At 61.1% G+C, this 16,518-nt stretch carries 13 protein-coding genes; 11 read left to right on the top strand and 2 right to left on the bottom strand.

All coding sequences use genetic code 11. From position 1 onward, the window contains the following. The first annotated feature begins 123 nt into the window (after positions 1-123). From RTQ46_RS22735 to RTQ46_RS22690, 10 genes are all read left to right on the top strand, one after another. Positions 124-1,635 (top strand): oligosaccharide flippase family protein, encoded by a 1,512-nt coding sequence (locus RTQ46_RS22735; protein ID WP_312439861.1) that lies wholly within the window; start codon positions 124-126, stop codon positions 1,633-1,635. A 48-nt stretch (positions 1,636-1,683) separates the two neighbouring features. After that, positions 1,684-2,868, top strand: a complete 1,185-nt coding sequence (locus RTQ46_RS22730) for a glycosyltransferase (protein WP_312439860.1) — start codon at positions 1,684-1,686, stop codon at positions 2,866-2,868. A 122-nt stretch (positions 2,869-2,990) separates the two neighbouring features. Then, a complete protein-coding gene (locus tag RTQ46_RS22725; RefSeq protein WP_312439859.1) occupies positions 2,991-3,977 on the top strand; it encodes an EpsG family protein in 987 nt (328 codons plus the stop codon). A gap of 3 nt (positions 3,978-3,980) precedes the next feature. Next, a complete protein-coding gene (locus tag RTQ46_RS22720) occupies positions 3,981-4,787 on the top strand; it encodes a glycosyltransferase family 2 protein (RefSeq protein WP_312439858.1) in 807 nt (268 codons plus the stop codon). 61 nt (positions 4,788-4,848) lie between these two features. Then, positions 4,849-5,931 carry a DUF1972 domain-containing protein gene (locus RTQ46_RS22715; protein WP_312439857.1) on the top strand — a complete coding sequence of 361 codons (1,083 nt, stop codon included), beginning with the start codon at positions 4,849-4,851 and terminating at the stop codon, positions 5,929-5,931. A gap of 90 nt (positions 5,932-6,021) precedes the next feature. Then, positions 6,022-6,960 carry an NAD-dependent epimerase/dehydratase family protein gene (locus tag RTQ46_RS22710; RefSeq protein ID WP_312439862.1) on the top strand — a complete coding sequence of 313 codons (939 nt, stop codon included), beginning with the start codon at positions 6,022-6,024 and terminating at the stop codon, positions 6,958-6,960. Then, positions 6,961-7,521 (top strand): sugar transferase, encoded by a 561-nt coding sequence (locus tag RTQ46_RS22705; protein ID WP_312439856.1) that lies wholly within the window; start codon positions 6,961-6,963, stop codon positions 7,519-7,521. It begins immediately after the preceding gene. Positions 7,522-7,560: 39 nt separating this feature from the next. Continuing rightward, complete coding sequence (locus RTQ46_RS22700; RefSeq protein WP_312439855.1) at positions 7,561-9,474, top strand: nucleoside-diphosphate sugar epimerase/dehydratase; 1,914 nt, start codon at positions 7,561-7,563, stop codon at positions 9,472-9,474. 65 nt (positions 9,475-9,539) lie between these two features. Continuing rightward, a complete protein-coding gene (locus RTQ46_RS22695) occupies positions 9,540-10,766 on the top strand; it encodes a lipopolysaccharide biosynthesis protein (RefSeq protein WP_312439854.1) in 1,227 nt (408 codons plus the stop codon). Beyond that, positions 10,750-11,589, top strand: a complete 840-nt coding sequence (locus tag RTQ46_RS22690) for a GNAT family N-acetyltransferase (protein WP_312439853.1) — start codon at positions 10,750-10,752, stop codon at positions 11,587-11,589. Before RTQ46_RS22695 ends, RTQ46_RS22690 begins: the two co-directional genes overlap by 17 nt. Positions 11,590-11,595: 6 nt before the next feature. Here RTQ46_RS22690 and RTQ46_RS22685 read toward each other — a convergent pair whose 3' ends face one another. Further along, a complete protein-coding gene (locus tag RTQ46_RS22685) occupies positions 11,596-12,483 on the bottom strand; it encodes a sulfurtransferase (RefSeq protein ID WP_312439852.1) in 888 nt (295 codons plus the stop codon). 137 nt (positions 12,484-12,620) lie between these two features. Here RTQ46_RS22685 and dnaE point away from each other — a divergent pair, with 137 nt between their 5' ends. Further along, entirely contained in the window at positions 12,621-16,157 is a 3,537-nt protein-coding gene (gene dnaE, locus RTQ46_RS22680) for a DNA polymerase III subunit alpha (protein ID WP_312439851.1), read from the top strand. A 65-nt stretch (positions 16,158-16,222) separates the two neighbouring features. Here the strand turns inward: dnaE and RTQ46_RS22675 are convergent, their stop codons facing one another. After that, positions 16,223-16,453 carry a DUF6139 family protein gene (locus RTQ46_RS22675; RefSeq protein WP_312439850.1) on the bottom strand — a complete coding sequence of 77 codons (231 nt, stop codon included), beginning with the start codon at positions 16,451-16,453 and terminating at the stop codon, positions 16,223-16,225. Positions 16,454-16,518: the final 65 nt, after the last annotated feature.

Here is a 16,518-nt window from a genome sequence, read left to right as displayed (position 1 = left end):
GCAAGCGGGTGCCGCAAGCGGGCGCCGCAAGCGGGTGCCGCAAGCGGGCGCCGCACTGCACTCACCATAAAATTATAATAACAATGACATTTTCCATCCGGCTGTGCCATACCTTGGGCATTCATGATTAAGCGGAATATCACCGCCAATATCGTCGGACGCGCATGGGGCTTCATTTCAGTATATCTGTTCGTGCCCCTGTATCTGCACATGCTGGGCGCGGAAGCCTACGGCCTGGTCGGCTTTTATTCGACCTTGCTGGGGGTGCTGGCGTTCGCCGACATGGGATTTTCGGCCACGCTCAATCGTGAGATGGCGCGCCTGTCGGCCAGCGGCAACGCGGCCCAGGAGCGGCGCGATCTGCTGCGCACGTATGAATTGAGCTATCTGGCCATCTGCTGCGTGCTGGCGGCGGCGATCGTCGCCGGTGCGCCCTGGATCACTGCGCACTGGTTGCAGGCCAGCACGCTGGACGCTGCGCAGATCACCAGCGCCATCCGGCTGATGGGCATCGCGATTGCGTTTCAGCTGCCATCGGGCCTGTATATCGGCGGCCTGATGGGTTTGCAGCAGCAGGTGCGCGCCAATTCGCTGCAGATCGCCTGGAGCGCATATCGCGGTTTTGGCACGCTGCTGGTGCTGTGGCTGTGGTCGCCCACCATCGTGTCTTTTGCCGTGTGCCAGGTGGTGGCCAATGCGATTTACTGTATCTCGGCCCGGCACGGCTTGTGGCGCGCCCTGAATGCCGGCGGCGTGCGCGTGGCGGGCTTTTTCCGCTGGCAGGTGTTTCACGGGACCTGGCGCTATGCATCGGGCATGGCCGGCATGGCCTTGCTGTCGATCCTGCTGACCCAGGTGGACAAACTAACGGTCAGTAAAGTGTTATCGCTTGAAATGCTGGGCTTCTATACACTGGCCGGCTCGCTGGCCGCCGTGCCGCTGATGCTGGCCAGTCCGATCGCCGCGGCGATTTTCCCGCGCTTTACCGAGCTGGTCGCGGCGGCCCAGCATGAACAACTGCTGGCCCTGTATCACCGCACCTGCCAGCTGGTGGCCGTGGCCATTGTGCCGGGCGCACTGGCGGTGGCCCTGTTTTCGCGCGACGTGATTTATCTGTGGACCGGTTCGCCCGGTACGGCCGATGCGGCTGCGCTGGCCGCCTCGCTGCTGCTGGGCGGGCAATTGCTGCAGGCGCTGACGGTGGTGCCATATTACCTGGCCTTGGCACATGGAAATATTCGTCTGAATTTGCAGATCGGCATCGTCTCCGTGGTGCTGGTCACGCCCATGATGATTTACCTGGTCATGCATCACGGGCTGGCTGGCGCCGGCCTGTCGTGGCTGATCATGAACCTGTGTACCTTGCCGCCGTATATGTATTTTTTGCACCGCAATTTCTTGCCGGGACAACTGGGCCGCTGGTTCTGGCGCAGCCTGGCCGTGCCGGTGCTGGCCTGCCTGCCATGCCTGGCATTGGGCTATGGCTATCTTGCCACCGTCGATGGCCGCTGGCTGCGCCTGGTCCTGATCGCCATGACGGCGCTGCTGGCGATCGCCTGCAGCGCCCTGGCCGCGCCGGAGATCCGGCATGCGCTGGCCAGGCGCTTGCCCGGCATGAAGGCGCGCCACGGCTGAGGCCGCGCCAGTGCCTGTCCCTTACATTACTTATAGACGACTTTGACCATGCCCCTGCTTTCCGCCATCATTCCCACGCATAACCGGCAGCGCTATGCCATCAATGCCATCACCACGATCCTGGAAAATTTTCCCGATACCGAGGTGGTGGTGTCCGATACCAGCGACACGCTGCAAATCGCTGAAGAGCTGGCGCACTGGATCGCGGCCGGCCGCCTGGTGTATGACCATCCGCAGCGGCCGATGGATGTCGTCAGCAATTTCCAGAACGGCTTGCGCCTGGCGACCGGCGACTATCTGATTTTTCTGGGTGACGACGACTGCCTGGGCGCCGGCGCGGAAGAACTGGCGCGCTGGGCCGGCGAGAATGGCGTCGAGGCCGCCGCCTGTTCGCTGGGCGCGGCCTATTTCTGGCCCGATTTCAAGTCCCTGTATTTTGGCGCGGACTTCACGGCCAAGCTGACCGTGCAGGCATTCGATGCCAGCATCACCCGTCTCGATGGCCCGCAGGTAATGCAGCAGACCTTGAAAAACCTCGGTACCGGCGTCATGTCGATGCCGCGCGCCTACCTGGGCATGATATCGCGCGCGCTGGCCGTGCGGATCGAAGAAAAATACGGCGCGCTGTTTGGCGGCGTCAGTCCCGATATCTACAGTGCCGCGCTGATTGCGTCCGAGTCGCGCAGTTCCGTGCGCATCGATTACCCGTTCATTATCGCCGGCAGTTCCGGCGCCAGCACCTCGGGCCAAAGCGCGGAAGGCCGCCACAAGGGAGGCTTGCGCGATAACGCCCATATCGGCGCGTTTACCAATCTGGTGTGGGACCCCCTGATCCCCGAGTTTTACAGCGTGCCCACGGTCTGGTCGTACTCGTTCAAGGCAGCGATCGACAAGCTCGGCAACCCCGCCTACCGGCCCAACCTGCTGCGCCTGTATGCCAAATGTTGCCTGCACCACCCGTCGTACTGGCGCGAGATCAAGGCATCCCTGTGCGCCTATGTGAAGCGCGAGCGCTACAGCCCATCGTGCCTGCTGTTCGGCTGGGAACTGTTGCGCGAATTCTCGCGCCGCGCCTACCGTTTCATGGAAATCAAGTTCAAGCCGTCGATTAACAAACAGGCGTATGCGCAGGAAAAGCTGAACAATATCGGCGACGCCTATGTGCATCTGCTGGCGCATGTGCGCCCCAGCGCAGGTGCGCTGCAATCAGCCATGAAAGAGTTCAAGCGCTGAGATGCAGTCCGGCTGAGCGCCAAGCACATGCATGGCGCGGCGCGGGACGCATCGTTTGAAATGAAAAAATGCCAATCGGTCAAGTTTATATCATCGTGTTTTTGCCGGTTCTTATCTTCGGGATGTTTACCCAGGATAAGTCGCGCCTGTCGTTCCAGATCGCCATCTGCTGTCTGATCGCTGCCTGCGCCTATGCCTTCCGCTCACCCGAATTCGGCACCGATTCGTCGACCTACCTGAATTATTTCCTGTCGGCCTGCCAGGCCGGCGGACCGGCCATCGAAGCGGACGATTATTCGTTCTATGTGATGGACTTCTTTTTCTCGCTGGTGCCAGGCGTGGTGTGCGAGCGGGACGGCTTTGCCAGCATCTGGATCGTGTTTATCGTGCTGCCGATCTTTTTCATGCGAGGCAATCTGCGGGTCAAGTTCTCCACGCTTTTTTTCCTGATGCTGTCGCCGGTCGGCACCGAGTTCTTCACCAATGCATTCAGGCAATCGGCGTCCGCCATCCTGTTTTGCGTGGCCGTGTCGCATGGCTTCAGGAACCGGCGCAGCTTTGCCTTCCTGGCGCTGTCGCTGGCCTTGCACAAAAGTTCGTTTTTACTGCTGGCAATCTACATGTTGTCCTGCTGTGACATGCGGCGCCTGCTGCAGGGCGCCGTGCTGGCCTTGTTATGCCTGCTGCTGCTGCCGTCGGACAGTATTCTCCTGTCACCCGTCAACAGTTTCTGGTACGAGGTAACGAAATACCTGGCCCACGACAACGATGAGATTCTGGCGCGTATCAGCATCTATGCCAGCTTTTTCTGCCTGTACGGTTTCATGTGCTATCTGCACCGGCGCGCGGCGATCGATTTGCGGCCCTGGGCGAACTTCCTGTGGCTGATGGTCTTCGCCAGCGTGCTGCTGTTTCCGCTGCCTTATTTCAGCTACCGCTTCGTATATTCGGTGTTTCCGATTTTTGTCTGGTGCTTTGCATATGAACTCGAGCGCAGCAAGGACCGGGTGCTGTATCCGCTGGTTTATTGTTATGTCCTTGCCTCATTTGGCCTGACCATCAGCTTCCTGCTGGGGTCGTCCGCCATCAATTCGGTCAGCTTCTTTTAAATTATGGCTATTGTAAAAACATTCGGCATCAGCGTGGTCATTCCCGCCTACGCCCGCCACGAAGCCTTGCTGGAGGCGATCGAATCGGTCGTGACGGCCACGCCGCAGCAGGTGGAAATAGTGGTGGTCGACGACTGCTCGCCGCATATCGATCTGGCCTCGCTGCTGCCGCGGCAGAATGCCTGCGGCGTGACCGTGCGCGCCTACCGGCTGCCGCGCAACTGCGGGCCGCAGTCGGCGCGCAACCTGGGCGTGCGCCGTGCCCGTTTCAGCCATGTGTCTTTCCTCGATTCCGATGACCGGTTTACTGCAGAAAAAGTGGATTGCCTGCTGCAGTACCTGCAGCAAAACGCCTGCGATATTGTCTATCACCCGGTCGATACGGCAACCAATATCAATGCGATCAATGCGCGCTGGTACGGCGGGCGGCTGGCCCGCATGCCATTCAAATACCTGCTGTCGGCGCTCAATCCCACGTATACGCCGTGCCTGACGGTACGGCGCGACCTGGGCCTGGGCGTGCCGCGGATGCGCTACTGCGAAGATTATGCCTACCTGCTCAATATTGCCGCCAGGGCGAAGTCGGTGGCCTACCTGGACCAGCCGATGACGACGCTGTCGCGCGCGCCGGGCAGCACCGGCGGACTGTCGTCGGCCCTGGTCAAGATGCGCATCAATGAATTCCGGGCCAAGAAGGTCATGTTGCGCCATTGGCGCCACTACGGCGTGTCCTGCCTGCTTGTTTCCATCGCGTTCGGCTGTCTGAGGATCGCGTCCGACCTGGTCAAGTTGCGTTATTTTCGCCGCTAGCGGGGCCTGTCGCAGGTGCAGGAAGTTGAATGAAAAGTTACATTATGCTGAAGGTTTGTAGATGAAAATTGCAATTATTGGTACCGTTGGCTTGCCGGCAAAATATGGTGGATGGGAAACGCTGACCGATCACCTGACCGCGCATCTGAGCGGCCGTTTTGATATCACCGTCTACTGCAGCGGCAAGAAGTATGCCGAGCAGCCGGCGACGTACAAGGGCGTCAAGCTGAAGTATGTCAATCTCGACGCCAATGGCGTGCAGAGTATTCCCTACGATATCGTTTCCATGCTGTCGGCGTTGCGCTATGCGGATGTGCTGCTGATACTCGGCGTTTCCGGCTGCATCTTCCTGCCGGTCATAAAATTGCTGAGCAGAAAAAAAGTCATCGTCAATATCGATGGCATGGAATGGCGCCGCGCGAAATGGGGCCGCTTTGCCAAATGGTTCCTGAAACTGTCCGAAGCGACGGCCGTGCGCTTTGCCGATGTGACGGTGGCCGATAACGAGGCCATCAAGCAATACATCAGCACCCAGTATGGCCGCCCCAGCGCCCTGATCGCGTATGGCGGCGACCATGTCACGCAGCAGCCGGTCGGCGCCGACGCCGCATTGCGCTTTCCGTTCCTGCAGCATGCGTATGCATTCAAGGTATGCCGTATCGAGCCCGAGAACAATGTACACCTGATTATCGACGTGTTTGCGTCGCAGTCGCGCATACCGCTCGTGATCGTCGGCAACTGGGACAACAGCGCGTACGGCCAGCAACTGAAACAGCAGTACGCGCACGTGCCGCATATTCACCTGCTCGATCCGATCTATGACCAGACCTTGCTCAACGAGTTGCGCAGCAACTGCCGCATCTACGTGCATGGCCATAGCGCCGGCGGCACCAATCCTTCGCTGGTCGAAGCCATGTACCTGGGGTTGCCGATCATTGCCTATGGCGTCAGCTATAACCGGGAAACGACGCATGACCAGGCGCGCTACTTCGACGACCATGCCAGCCTGCAGGCGATTCTGGAGAGCGTGCAGCCGGACGAGCTGGAGGCGATCGGGCGCAGGATGAAGCAGGTCGCGGAAGAGAACTATACGTGGGCGACCATTTCGGAAAAATATGCCGCCCTGTTTACAGCGCCGCGCTGACTGCAACCCGGCGCCGGCGGACCGGCATGCGTGGCATGCTGGCCCGGGCAGGCTGTCAGCCGATGATTTTTATATGGGAATTGTATTGTGATGTTATTGACCGGGGCGACCGGCTTTGTCGGCGCCGCACTGATTGAGCGGCTGGCGCGCGTCGGCGACGGGCGCGTGCGCGCGTGCACGCGCGACGCCAAGGCCGTGTTTGCGCATGGCGCAGAAGCGTTTGTCATCGACGGCCTGTCGGCTGCAACCAGCTGGGACCGCGCGTTTGATGCGGTGGACGTGGTGGTGCATGCTGCGGCGCGCGTGCATGTCATGAATGAAACGGCGGCCGATCCCTTGCAGGAATTTCGCCGCGTGAATGTGGACGGCACGCTGCACCTGGCGCGCTGTGCCGCGCGCGCCGGCGTGCGGCGCTTTGTCTTCATCAGCTCCGTCAAGGTCAATGGCGAGGAAACCCGGCCGGGCCAGGCATTCAGCGAAACCGATATGCCGGCGCCGCTCGACCCTTACGGCGTATCCAAATGGGAGGCGGAGCAGGGCTTGTTTGCGTTGGCGCAAGAAACCGGCATGGAAGTGGTGGTGATACGCCCGCCGCTTGTCTATGGTCCTGGCGTAGGCGCCAATTTTCTCAGCATGATGCGCTGGTTGCGGCGCGGCGTGCCGTTGCCGCTGGGCGCGATCCATAACCGGCGCAGCCTGGTTGCGCTCGACAACCTCGCCGATCTGGTGGCCCTGTGCACGCAGCATCCGGCGGCAGCCAACCAGGTGTGGATGGCCGCCGACGGCGAGGACATGTCGACCAGCCAGCTGTTGCGCCGCATGGGGCAGGCGCTGGGCCGGCCGGCGCGGCTGCTGCCGGTGCCGGCATGGCTGCTGGGGGCATGTTGCACGCTGATCGGCAAGGCCGGTTTCGCGCGCCGCCTGTGCGGCTCGCTGCAGGTGGATAGTTCAAAGGCGCAACGGGAACTCGGATGGGTGCCGCCGTTGACTGTAGATGAAGGTTTGCGCCGTGCGGCGCGGGGGAAGTAAATGAAACGTTTGTTTGATATCTCGGTTGCCTTGCTGGCGACGCTGCTGCTGTCCCTGCCGCTGCTGGTGGTGGCGTTGATGGTCAAGCTGACATCGGCCGGTCCGGTTGTCTACTGGTCCGACCGCGTTGGCCGCCATAACCGCATTTTCCGCATGCCGAAGTTCCGCACCATGCGCGTCGATACGCCGGCCGTCGCCACCCATCTGCTGGCAGACCCGAAGCGTTTCCTGACGCCTGTCGGCTCGTTTCTGCGCAAATCGAGTCTGGACGAATTGCCGCAGCTGTGGAGCATCCTGGCGGGCGACATGAGTTTTGTCGGGCCACGGCCCGCCCTGTTCAACCAGGATGATCTGATCGCCCTGCGTACCGAACATGGGGTGGACCAGGTGCTGCCAGGGTTGACGGGATGGGCGCAGATCAACGGCCGCGATGAATTGCCGATCCCCGACAAAGTCAAGCTGGATGCGGAATATCTTCAATTGCAGTCGTTTGCGCTGGATCTGCGGATTATTTTCCTGACCTTTTTGAAAGTGGTACGCCGCGATGGCATCACGCATTGAGGGCCTGTTGCGCCTGCCTATAGAGATTGGTACGAATTGATGACTTCCTTATCGAATTTTTCCCGCCTGCAAAAGCAGCTGATTGCCGCAAGCGCGGACATGTTCTTCCTGCCGCTGACATTCTGCGTGGCGATCCTGCTGCGTTTCGATGGCGTCAGCCTGGCGGTGTTTGGCCCGTATCTGTGGCTGATCATTGCCGCGCCGCTCATCTCGATTCCGCTGTTCGTCAAGCTGGGCCTGTACCGCGCCGTGATCCGCTTCATCGATTACAAGATCGTCTATGTGGTGGTGCTCGGCGTGACGCTCTCGGTTGCCGTGCTGCTGGCGCTGGCGGCTTTTTCCACGCACATGCTGGGCCTGTCGCGCGGCGTGTTCGGCATCTACTGGGTCAGCGCCATCCTCTACGTCACGGCCAGCCGGTTTGTGGCGCGCGGTTATTTTGCCCGCGTCGTGGGCGTCTCGGGCGCGATCCGGGTGGCCATTTATGGCGCCGGCGCTTCCGGCAGCCAGCTGGCGCAGACACTCAGCTATGGCAGCGAGTACCGTCCGGTGGCGCTGATCGATGAGAAAAAGGAGCTGCGTGGCGCAACCATTGCCGGCATCCGCGTGTATGCGCCCGAGGATCTGCCGGAGCTGGTGGTGGACAAGGAGATCACGAAGATCCTGGTGGCCTTGCCGTCCCTGTCGCGCGCCCAGCAACGCCGCATTCTCGACAAGCTCGAGCCGCTGAAGATCAAGACCCTGGTGACGCCGCCGATCAAGAGCCTGATCAGTGGCCTGGTGCGCCTGCAGGATCTGCGCGAGATCGAGATCGACGACTTGCTCGGCCGCGATGCCGTCGAACCGGATCAGGATCTGATGGCGATGTGCATCACCAACAAGACCGTGATGGTGACGGGTGCCGGCGGATCGATCGGTTCCGAATTGTGCCGCCAGATCCTGCGCCAGCGTCCCGCGCGCCTGATCTTGCTGGAAATGTCGGAGTTTGCGCTGTATACGATCGAGCAGGAACTGCAGGCCCTGCGCAAGTCGCTGCATGCCGAGATCGAATTGTTGCCGTTCCTGGGCTCGGTATTGGAAACGGCGAAATGCGAGAAGATCCTGCGCACCTTCCGTGTCGAGACCGTCTATCACGCGGCGGCCTACAAGCACGTGCCGCTGGTCGAGCACAATCCGATCGAAGGCATCCGCAACAATGCGCTCGGTACGCTGAGCATGGCGCGCGCCGCGATTGCGGCCGACGTCAAGCGCTTCGTCCTGATTTCGACCGACAAGGCGGTGCGGCCGACCAATGTGATGGGTTCGACCAAGCGGCTGGCAGAGCTGATCCTGCAGGCATTTTCGCGCGAACAGGACAAGACGCGCTTTTGCATGGTGCGCTTCGGCAATGTGCTTGGTTCCTCCGGCTCGGTCGTGCCGCTGTTTCGCAAGCAGATACTGGCCGGTGGACCGATCACCATTACCCATCCGGAAATCACGCGCTATTTCATGACCATTCCGGAAGCGGCGCAACTGGTGCTGCAGGCCGGCGCCATGGGCGAGGGGGGCGACGTGTTCGTGCTCGACATGGGCGATCCTGTCAAGATCGTCGACCTGGCCAAGCGCATGGTGCACCTGAGTGGCCTGGAGGTCAGGAGCGAACAGACGCCCGAAGGCACGATCGAGATCCACCATGTGGGTTTGCGGCCAGGCGAAAAGCTCTACGAGGAACTGTTAATTGGCGACAACGTCGAAGGCACCGAACATCCGCTGATCATGCGTGCGCAGGAGGCGGAATTGCCATGGGCGGAGCTCGATGTGCTGCTGACCGATTTGACGCATGCCTGCGAGCGTTTCGATCATGAGGCGGTACGCGCCTTGCTGCTGCGTGCGGTGACCGAATATACGCCGCAGTGCGGTATCGAAGATTTTCTCTGGAGTGCACGCGGCGACACGGCGGATATGCCGTCCTGATCGATCGCGAACCGGCGCCGTTCGCGGCCACGACGTGCAGTCATTTACTTACTAAAGAAAAATATATGGAACATTTGAACCAGACCAGAAAGCAAGCTACCTCCCCCGCCAGCGCCGTCGACTATGTGATCGCCCTGCGCGCGGCACGCAAGTGGATCGCCGCCGCCACGGTTGCGGCCGTGGTTATCGGCGTGTCCGGCGCACTGTATATCGCGCAATACCGCAGCGAAGGCTTCCTGCAGTTTGGCGGGCCGATTCCGCAAGCGCCGGAAACGCTGGAGCGCGATCCCAAAAAAGAAGGCAATACCGGCATCGTGCTGGCCGATTACAAGCGCTATGCGGCCATTTTCAACACCAGCGACCGCTTCGATTCGTTTTTGCAGGCCAACAAGCTGCAAGGCGTGGAAGGCATCGGTGGCCTGCGCAAGGCGATGGCGACGGGCGACGGCATCAACAAAATGGTGGAGCCGATTTTCCCGTTTACCAAGGTCGACGCCAAGGAGCTGATGGAGCAGCCCAAGGATGGCGGCAACAATGTCATCGGTTTGCGCATCGCGTATGCCGCCGATACGCCTGCAAATGCCCAGCGCATGGTCGGCTTGCTGGGCCGTTATACCATCGACAGCATCATCTATTCGAATTATTCGGACCTGCTGCGTTTCAAGCATATTGAAATATCGTCCAAGGTCACCCGCCTCGATAACGACATCATTACCATGAACGAGCGCCTGGAGATGTATCGCCGCAAGGGTGAAGTGCTGAAAAAAATCGTCAGCAACTATCCTGAGGCGGCAAACAAGTCGGCCGCCCAGGTGATTTCCGTGACCGAAGACAGCGCCCGCTATCTGTCGCCCGTAACCCACCTGATGTCGGGCGAAGTGGAGGCGCTGACCACCAGCGAAACGATTATCCGCCTCAAGCGCGAGCAGGCGCAGAATCTGCTGCTGCGCGAATACTACGACAAGGCCAAGAACCTGCTCGATAGCAACCTTTCAGGCGAGGCCCTGCTGCGTGGCCTGGAGCCGGTCAAGGAAAGCGTCTTCAAGGGCAAGGACCTGGACAATGAAGTGGTCAAGGAAGTCTATAACATGATCAGCATCGACAATCAGCGCGCGATCAATCTGTACCTGGGCAAGACCCGCTTCATTGCCGGCCCGACCTTGCCGGAAAAGCGCAATATCCGTCTCTCCAGCGTACTGCTGTTGAGCCTGCTGATGGGCTTCTTCCTGTCGGCGGCAGTGGTGTTGATGCGCAAGTGGTGGGCGGTGAACATGGATGGCGTTCGTGAATGAGCAGGGCGCCACGGCGCACATCACGCTGTCGGCCACCGGCTCGCCGGCGCTCATGGCCCTGCTATGGGAAGTATTTTTCCGGAGCCGGCAGCGCGGCGTCAGCCTCGAGCGCCATTTTCCGTGGCTGGCGAGCGCATCGCCGTCGGTCACCTTTGCCGAGGCACGCATCGGCGGCATGACCGTCGGCGGGCTGGTACTGCGCGAGTTGTCCTGCACGCTGGAAGGAAAAACCTTGCGTGTCGGCATGATCGGGCTGGTTTGCGTGGCGCCGTCATATCGGGGCCAGGGCGTGGCCAACCGCCTGATAGCAGCAGCGATTGCCCATGCTGGCGAGCAGGGACTGGATTGCCTGACGCTGTGGACCAGCAAGCATGCGGTGTATGAAAAGCAGGGCTTCGCCACGCTTGACCGATGGATGTATGGCTGGGTGCGCGATGCGTCCGGCGCCAGCGCCCAGGCGTTCCATCCCGGCAGTGAATTGTTGCCAGATGACAATCTGGCGCTGCCGCCGTTTGCGCAGGCTGTCTACCGCTACACAGGCGGGGCGGCCTCCATCGTGGTGCTGGCCGATGAGCAGGGAGCCATCGTCACGGCTTACGAGGGCGAGGCTGCGGCCGCTGCCCACGCGATGGTACGCCTGCTGCCGTCCTGCTGGCGCCTGAACGTGCTAGAACACGATCCGCTCGTGGCAGCGTTGGCCATGCTGGGAAAAACCGTTACCGTGGCACCGTCGCAACTGCAGATGTGGCGCGCGTTGAATGCTGCGCTCCCCGTGACGGCGGTGGCGCAGCAGCTTGCCATTGCCGTGATCGACAGAATCTAGTGCCTGTCAGTCCTTGCGGCCGTGGCAATGCGGGCAGGACACCTCATACACATATTCGGGCGCCAGCTGCTGGCGCGGCGTGACCACCGCGCGGCACACGAAGCACTGCACCGTTTCGGTCGGTTCCAGTTTCGGGTTCAGCGCGGTGCGGTAGTCGAACACGAAGCAGTCGCCCGTGTAATGCTCGCCGCCCACTTCCTCGAAATATTTCAGGATGCCGCCATCGAGCTGATACACGCTGTCGTAGCCGATTTCCTTCATGTGGATGGCGGCTTTTTCGCAGCGGATGCCACCGGTGCAGAAGGTCACCACGGTCTTGCCTTCCAGCTCATCCTTGTGCGCGGCGGCCACCGCCGGAAATTCCGTAAACTTGTCGATGCGGTAGTCCAGCGTGTTGTTGAAGGTACCCACATCGACTTCAAACGTATTGCGCGTTTCCATCATCACCACCGGCTTGCCCGCGTCGTCGACGCCGGCATCGAGCCAGCGCTTGAGCGTGTGTGCATCGACCGACGGCGCGCGGCCCAGCTCCGGCTTGATCAGGGGCATGCGCATGGTGATGATTTCTTTTTTCAGTTTCACCAGCATGCGCTTGTGCGATTGCTCGTTCGACAAGCTTTCCTTCCATTCCAGGTCCGCCAGGCGGGCGTCCAGGCGCACCCACGCCAGGAGGGCGTCGATATGCGCGCGCGTACCCGACAGGAACATGTTGATGCCTTCGGGCGTCAGCAGGATGGTGCCTTTCAGCGACAGCGCCAGGCACTGTTCCTGGTACAGGGGGCGCATGGCTTCCGTATCGTCCAGCGTGATGAACTTGTACGCTGCAATATTGACAAAAGAACCGGCGGCAATGGCAGGCGTGGCGGCGGGGGAAGCTTGTATATCGGAGTGCATGATGGCGATCGGATTGGACTGAACAGCCGATATTATAAGCCTGCCGGGCCAGCCACGATACCCGGCCGATGGCCGCGACGCGGTAGAATAGACCCCATTGAATTTTGCACGATGGGTACACACAGATGGAAATGGTAATGCAAGAGGCCGGCACCCCGGCAGTGGCGCGCCCGGTAGCGCAAGGCCCGGGATTTGTACACTTGCGGGTGCACTCCGAGTATTCGATCGTCGACGGCCTGGTGCGCATCGACGACGTGGTCGGTGCTGCGGCCAAGGACAAGCAGGCGGCGCTGGCCGTGACCGACCTGTCGAACCTGTTCGGCATGGTCAAGTTCTACAAGGCCGCGCGCGGCAAGGGCATCAAACCGGTGGTCGGGGTCGATGTGTGGATTACCAACGACGACAACCGCGAAAAACCGTCGCGCCTGCTGCTGCTGGCGAAGAACCGCATGGGCTATCTGCAGCTGTGCGAACTGCTGTCGACCGCCTGGCTGACCAACCAGTACAAGGGCCGCGCCGAAGTGCGCATCGAATGGCTGCAGGCGCTGGCCACCAATACCTACGATCTGTACCCGGGCGAAAGCGCGGCCAATGGCCTGATCGTGCTGTCCGGCGCGCATTTTGGCGATGTCGGTACGGCGATCGAAAACGGCAACCTGGCGTTGGCAGAACGCAACGCCCAGCGCTGGTCCCAGATTTTTCCTGGCCATTTTTATATCGAGATCCAGCGCGGCGGCCAGGCCAACCAGGAAGCGCAGGTGCGCCATGCGGTGGCGCTGGCGTCCAAGCTGGGCTTGCCGGTGGTGGCCACGCATCCGGTGCAATTCATTTCGCCCGAAGAATTCATCGCCCACGAGGCACGCACCTGTATCGCCGAAGGCGAGATGCTGGCCAACGCCAAGCGCGTGAAACGCTTCAACGACAGCCAGCGCTTCATGTCGCAGGCCGAGATGGCCGAACTGTTCGCCGACCTGCCGGCCGCGCTGGCCAATTCGGTCGAGATCGCCAAACGCTGCAACCTGACCCTGACGCTGGGCAAGCCGCAGCTGCCGAATTTCCCCACGCCGCCGGGCATGACGATCGACGAGTTCCTGGTGGCCGAATCGCAGGCCGGCCTGGAAAAACGGCTGCTGCAGCTGTATCCGAACGAAGAGCGGCGCGAGAAGGAACGGCCACGCTATGAAGCGCGGCTGAAATTCGAGACCGATACCATCTGCAACATGAAGTTCCCCGGCTACTTCCTGATCGTGGCCGAGTTTATCCAGTGGGCCAAGGAAAACGGCGTGCCGGTGGGGCCGGGCCGCGGTTCGGGCGCCGGTTCGCTGGTCGCCTATTCGCTCTTGATTACCGATCTGGACCCGTTGCAGTACAACCTGCTGTTCGAGCGCTTTTTGAATCCCGAACGCGTCTCGATGCCCGACTTCGATATCGACTTCTGCCAGGAAGGGCGCGACCGCGTCATCCAGCACGTCAAGGATCTGTACGGCAAGGAGGCGGTCTCGCAGATCGCCACCTTCGGTACCATGGCGGCCAAGGGCGCGATCCGCGACGTGGGCCGCGTGATGGACTTCGGCTATAACTTCTGCGACGGCATCTCGAAGCTGATTCCGTTCAAGCCGGGCAAGCCGGTCAGCATCGCCGACGCGATCGAAGAGGAGCCGCTGCTCAAGGAGCGCCAGGAAAACGAGGAAGAGGTCAGGCAGCTGCTGGACCTGGCGCAGCAGGTCGAGGGCATCACCCGCAATATCGGCATGCACGCGGGGGGCGTCTTGATCGCGCCGGGCAAGCTGACGGATTTTTGCCCGCTGTACACGCAGGGCGGCGACTCGGGCGTCGTGTCGCAGTACGACAAGGACGACGTGGAGGCCGTTGGCCTGGTGAAGTTCGACTTTTTGGGCCTGACCACGCTGACCATCCTCGACCGCGCGGTGCGCTATATCAAGCAGCTCGATCCGGCCCAGGCCGACTTCGACCTGGCGACCTTGCCGCTGAACGACAAGCCGTCCTACGACCTGCTGACCAAGGCCAAGACCGTGGCCGTGTTCCAGCTCGAGTCGCGCGGCATGCAGGGCATGCTGAAAGATGCGCGCCCCGACCGCTTCGAGGACATTATCGCGCTGGTGGCCTTGTACCGTCCGGGCCCGATGGACCTGATTCCGGACTTCTGCAAGCGCAAGCACGGCGAACGGTTTGATTATCCCGATCCGCGCACCGAGTCGATCCTGTCCGAAACCTACGGCATCATGGTGTACCAGGAGCAGGTGATGCAGATGGCGCAGATCGTCGGCGGCTACTCGCTGGGCGGCGCCGACATGCTGCGCCGCGCGATGGGCAAGAAGAAGGCCGAAGAGATGGCCGAGCACCGCGAGATCTTCCGCGCCGGTGCCGCGAAAGACGGGCTGACGGCCGAAAAAGCCGACGAGATCTTCGACTTGATGGAAAAGTTCGCCGGCTACGGTTTCAACAAATCGCACGCCGCCGCCTACGCCCTGCTGTCGTACCACACGGCCTACCTGAAAGCGCACCATACGGCCGCCTTCATGGCCGCCAACTTGTCGCTGGCGATGGACGACACCGACAAGATCAAGATCCTGGTGGAAGACTCGCTGGACATCTGCAAGCTGACCCTGCTGCCGCCGGATATCAACGAATCCGATTACCGCTTCACGCCGAGCGGCCCGCCGCCATCGGTGAGCGGCAAGAAAGTCACGCAGATCCGCTATGGCCTGGGCGCCGTCAAGGGCTCGGGACAGAACGCGATCGAGGCGATCATCGCCGCGCGCACGGCCGGCGGACCTTTTACGAGCCTGTTTGATTTCTGCAAGCGGGTCGACAAGAAACAGATCAACCGCCGCACCATCGAATCCCTGATCCGCAGCGGCGCGTTCGACTGCCTGAAGGTCGACCGCGCGATCTTGCTGGCGTCGGTGGCGTTTGCGATGGAATGCGCCGACCAGGCGGCCAAGGCGGCCAACCAGGTCAGCCTGTTCGGCGGCGACGACAGCGACATGGTGGCGCCGCCCGAGTACGTCAAGGTGCAGCCGTGGACCGACAAGCAGCGCCTGACGGAAGAAAAGATCGCGCTGGGCTTCTACCTGTCCGGCCACCTGTTCGATTCGTATGCGCCCGAGGCGCGCCGCTTTGCGCGCACCAAATTGTCGGACCTGTCGCCGTCGCGCGAACCGCGCATGATGGCCGGCGTGATCACGGGCCTGCGCACGCAGATGACGCAGCGCGGCAAGATCATTATCGTCACGCTCGACGACAAGAGCGGCACGGTGGAAGTGACGGTGTACAGCGAATTGTTCGAGCAGAACAAGAAAATCTTCAAGGAAGACGAGTTCCTGGCCGTGGTCGGCAAGGTCTCGGAAGACCGTTTCTCGGGTGGCCTGCGCATCACGGCCGAAAACGCCTTCGACATCATTTCGGCGCGGGTGCAGTATGGGCGCCAGCTGAACCTGATTCTGCCGACCACGCTCGACATGAAGCGCATCAGCGACGTGCTGATGCCGCACCGGGCGCAGGATGGACTGCCGATCGCGGCCAAGGTCAGCCCGCAGGGCGTCAGTTGCGTGGTGCAGTTTGGTGACGGCTGGAGGGTCGCCCCATCGGACGAATTGCAGACCGCGCTGGTACAGCAGCTGGGCGCGAAAGAGGTGGAAGTGGAGTACTGATTGCGCGGGTTCTGTCCCGCAATGCAAAAAAGCCAGACCGTGGTGGTCTGGCTTTGCATCAGATCTTACATGTCCTTGAGGCTGGTAATTGCGTAGCCTTTATCTGCGATCTGCTGCAGCGGCTGTTCGATATGGTAGTCGGGCAATGCCTTGGCATCATCGGCGATCTCGGTGGCCTGGGTTTCCAGTTGCCAGTCGGTGCTGATGGCTTCTTCGGGAATGTTCTTTCCCTCTGGTACAGCGATATAGGAAAAAATGCCATCGTGTTCGGCTCGACGGTAGATATCTACGCGCATGAGTTGCCTCCTTGTAAGCGTTAGGGGAAAACGGCGCACCCGGTGTGCAAACCGATCATGCTAGC

The sequence above is a fragment of the Janthinobacterium sp. genome (assembly GCF_031995485.1).
In the GTDB taxonomy this organism is placed as follows: Bacteria; Pseudomonadota; Gammaproteobacteria; order Burkholderiales; family Burkholderiaceae_D; genus Janthinobacterium.
The sequence above is the reverse complement of the archived record's forward strand: the minus strand, read 5'-3'. Positions and strand labels throughout refer to the sequence as shown.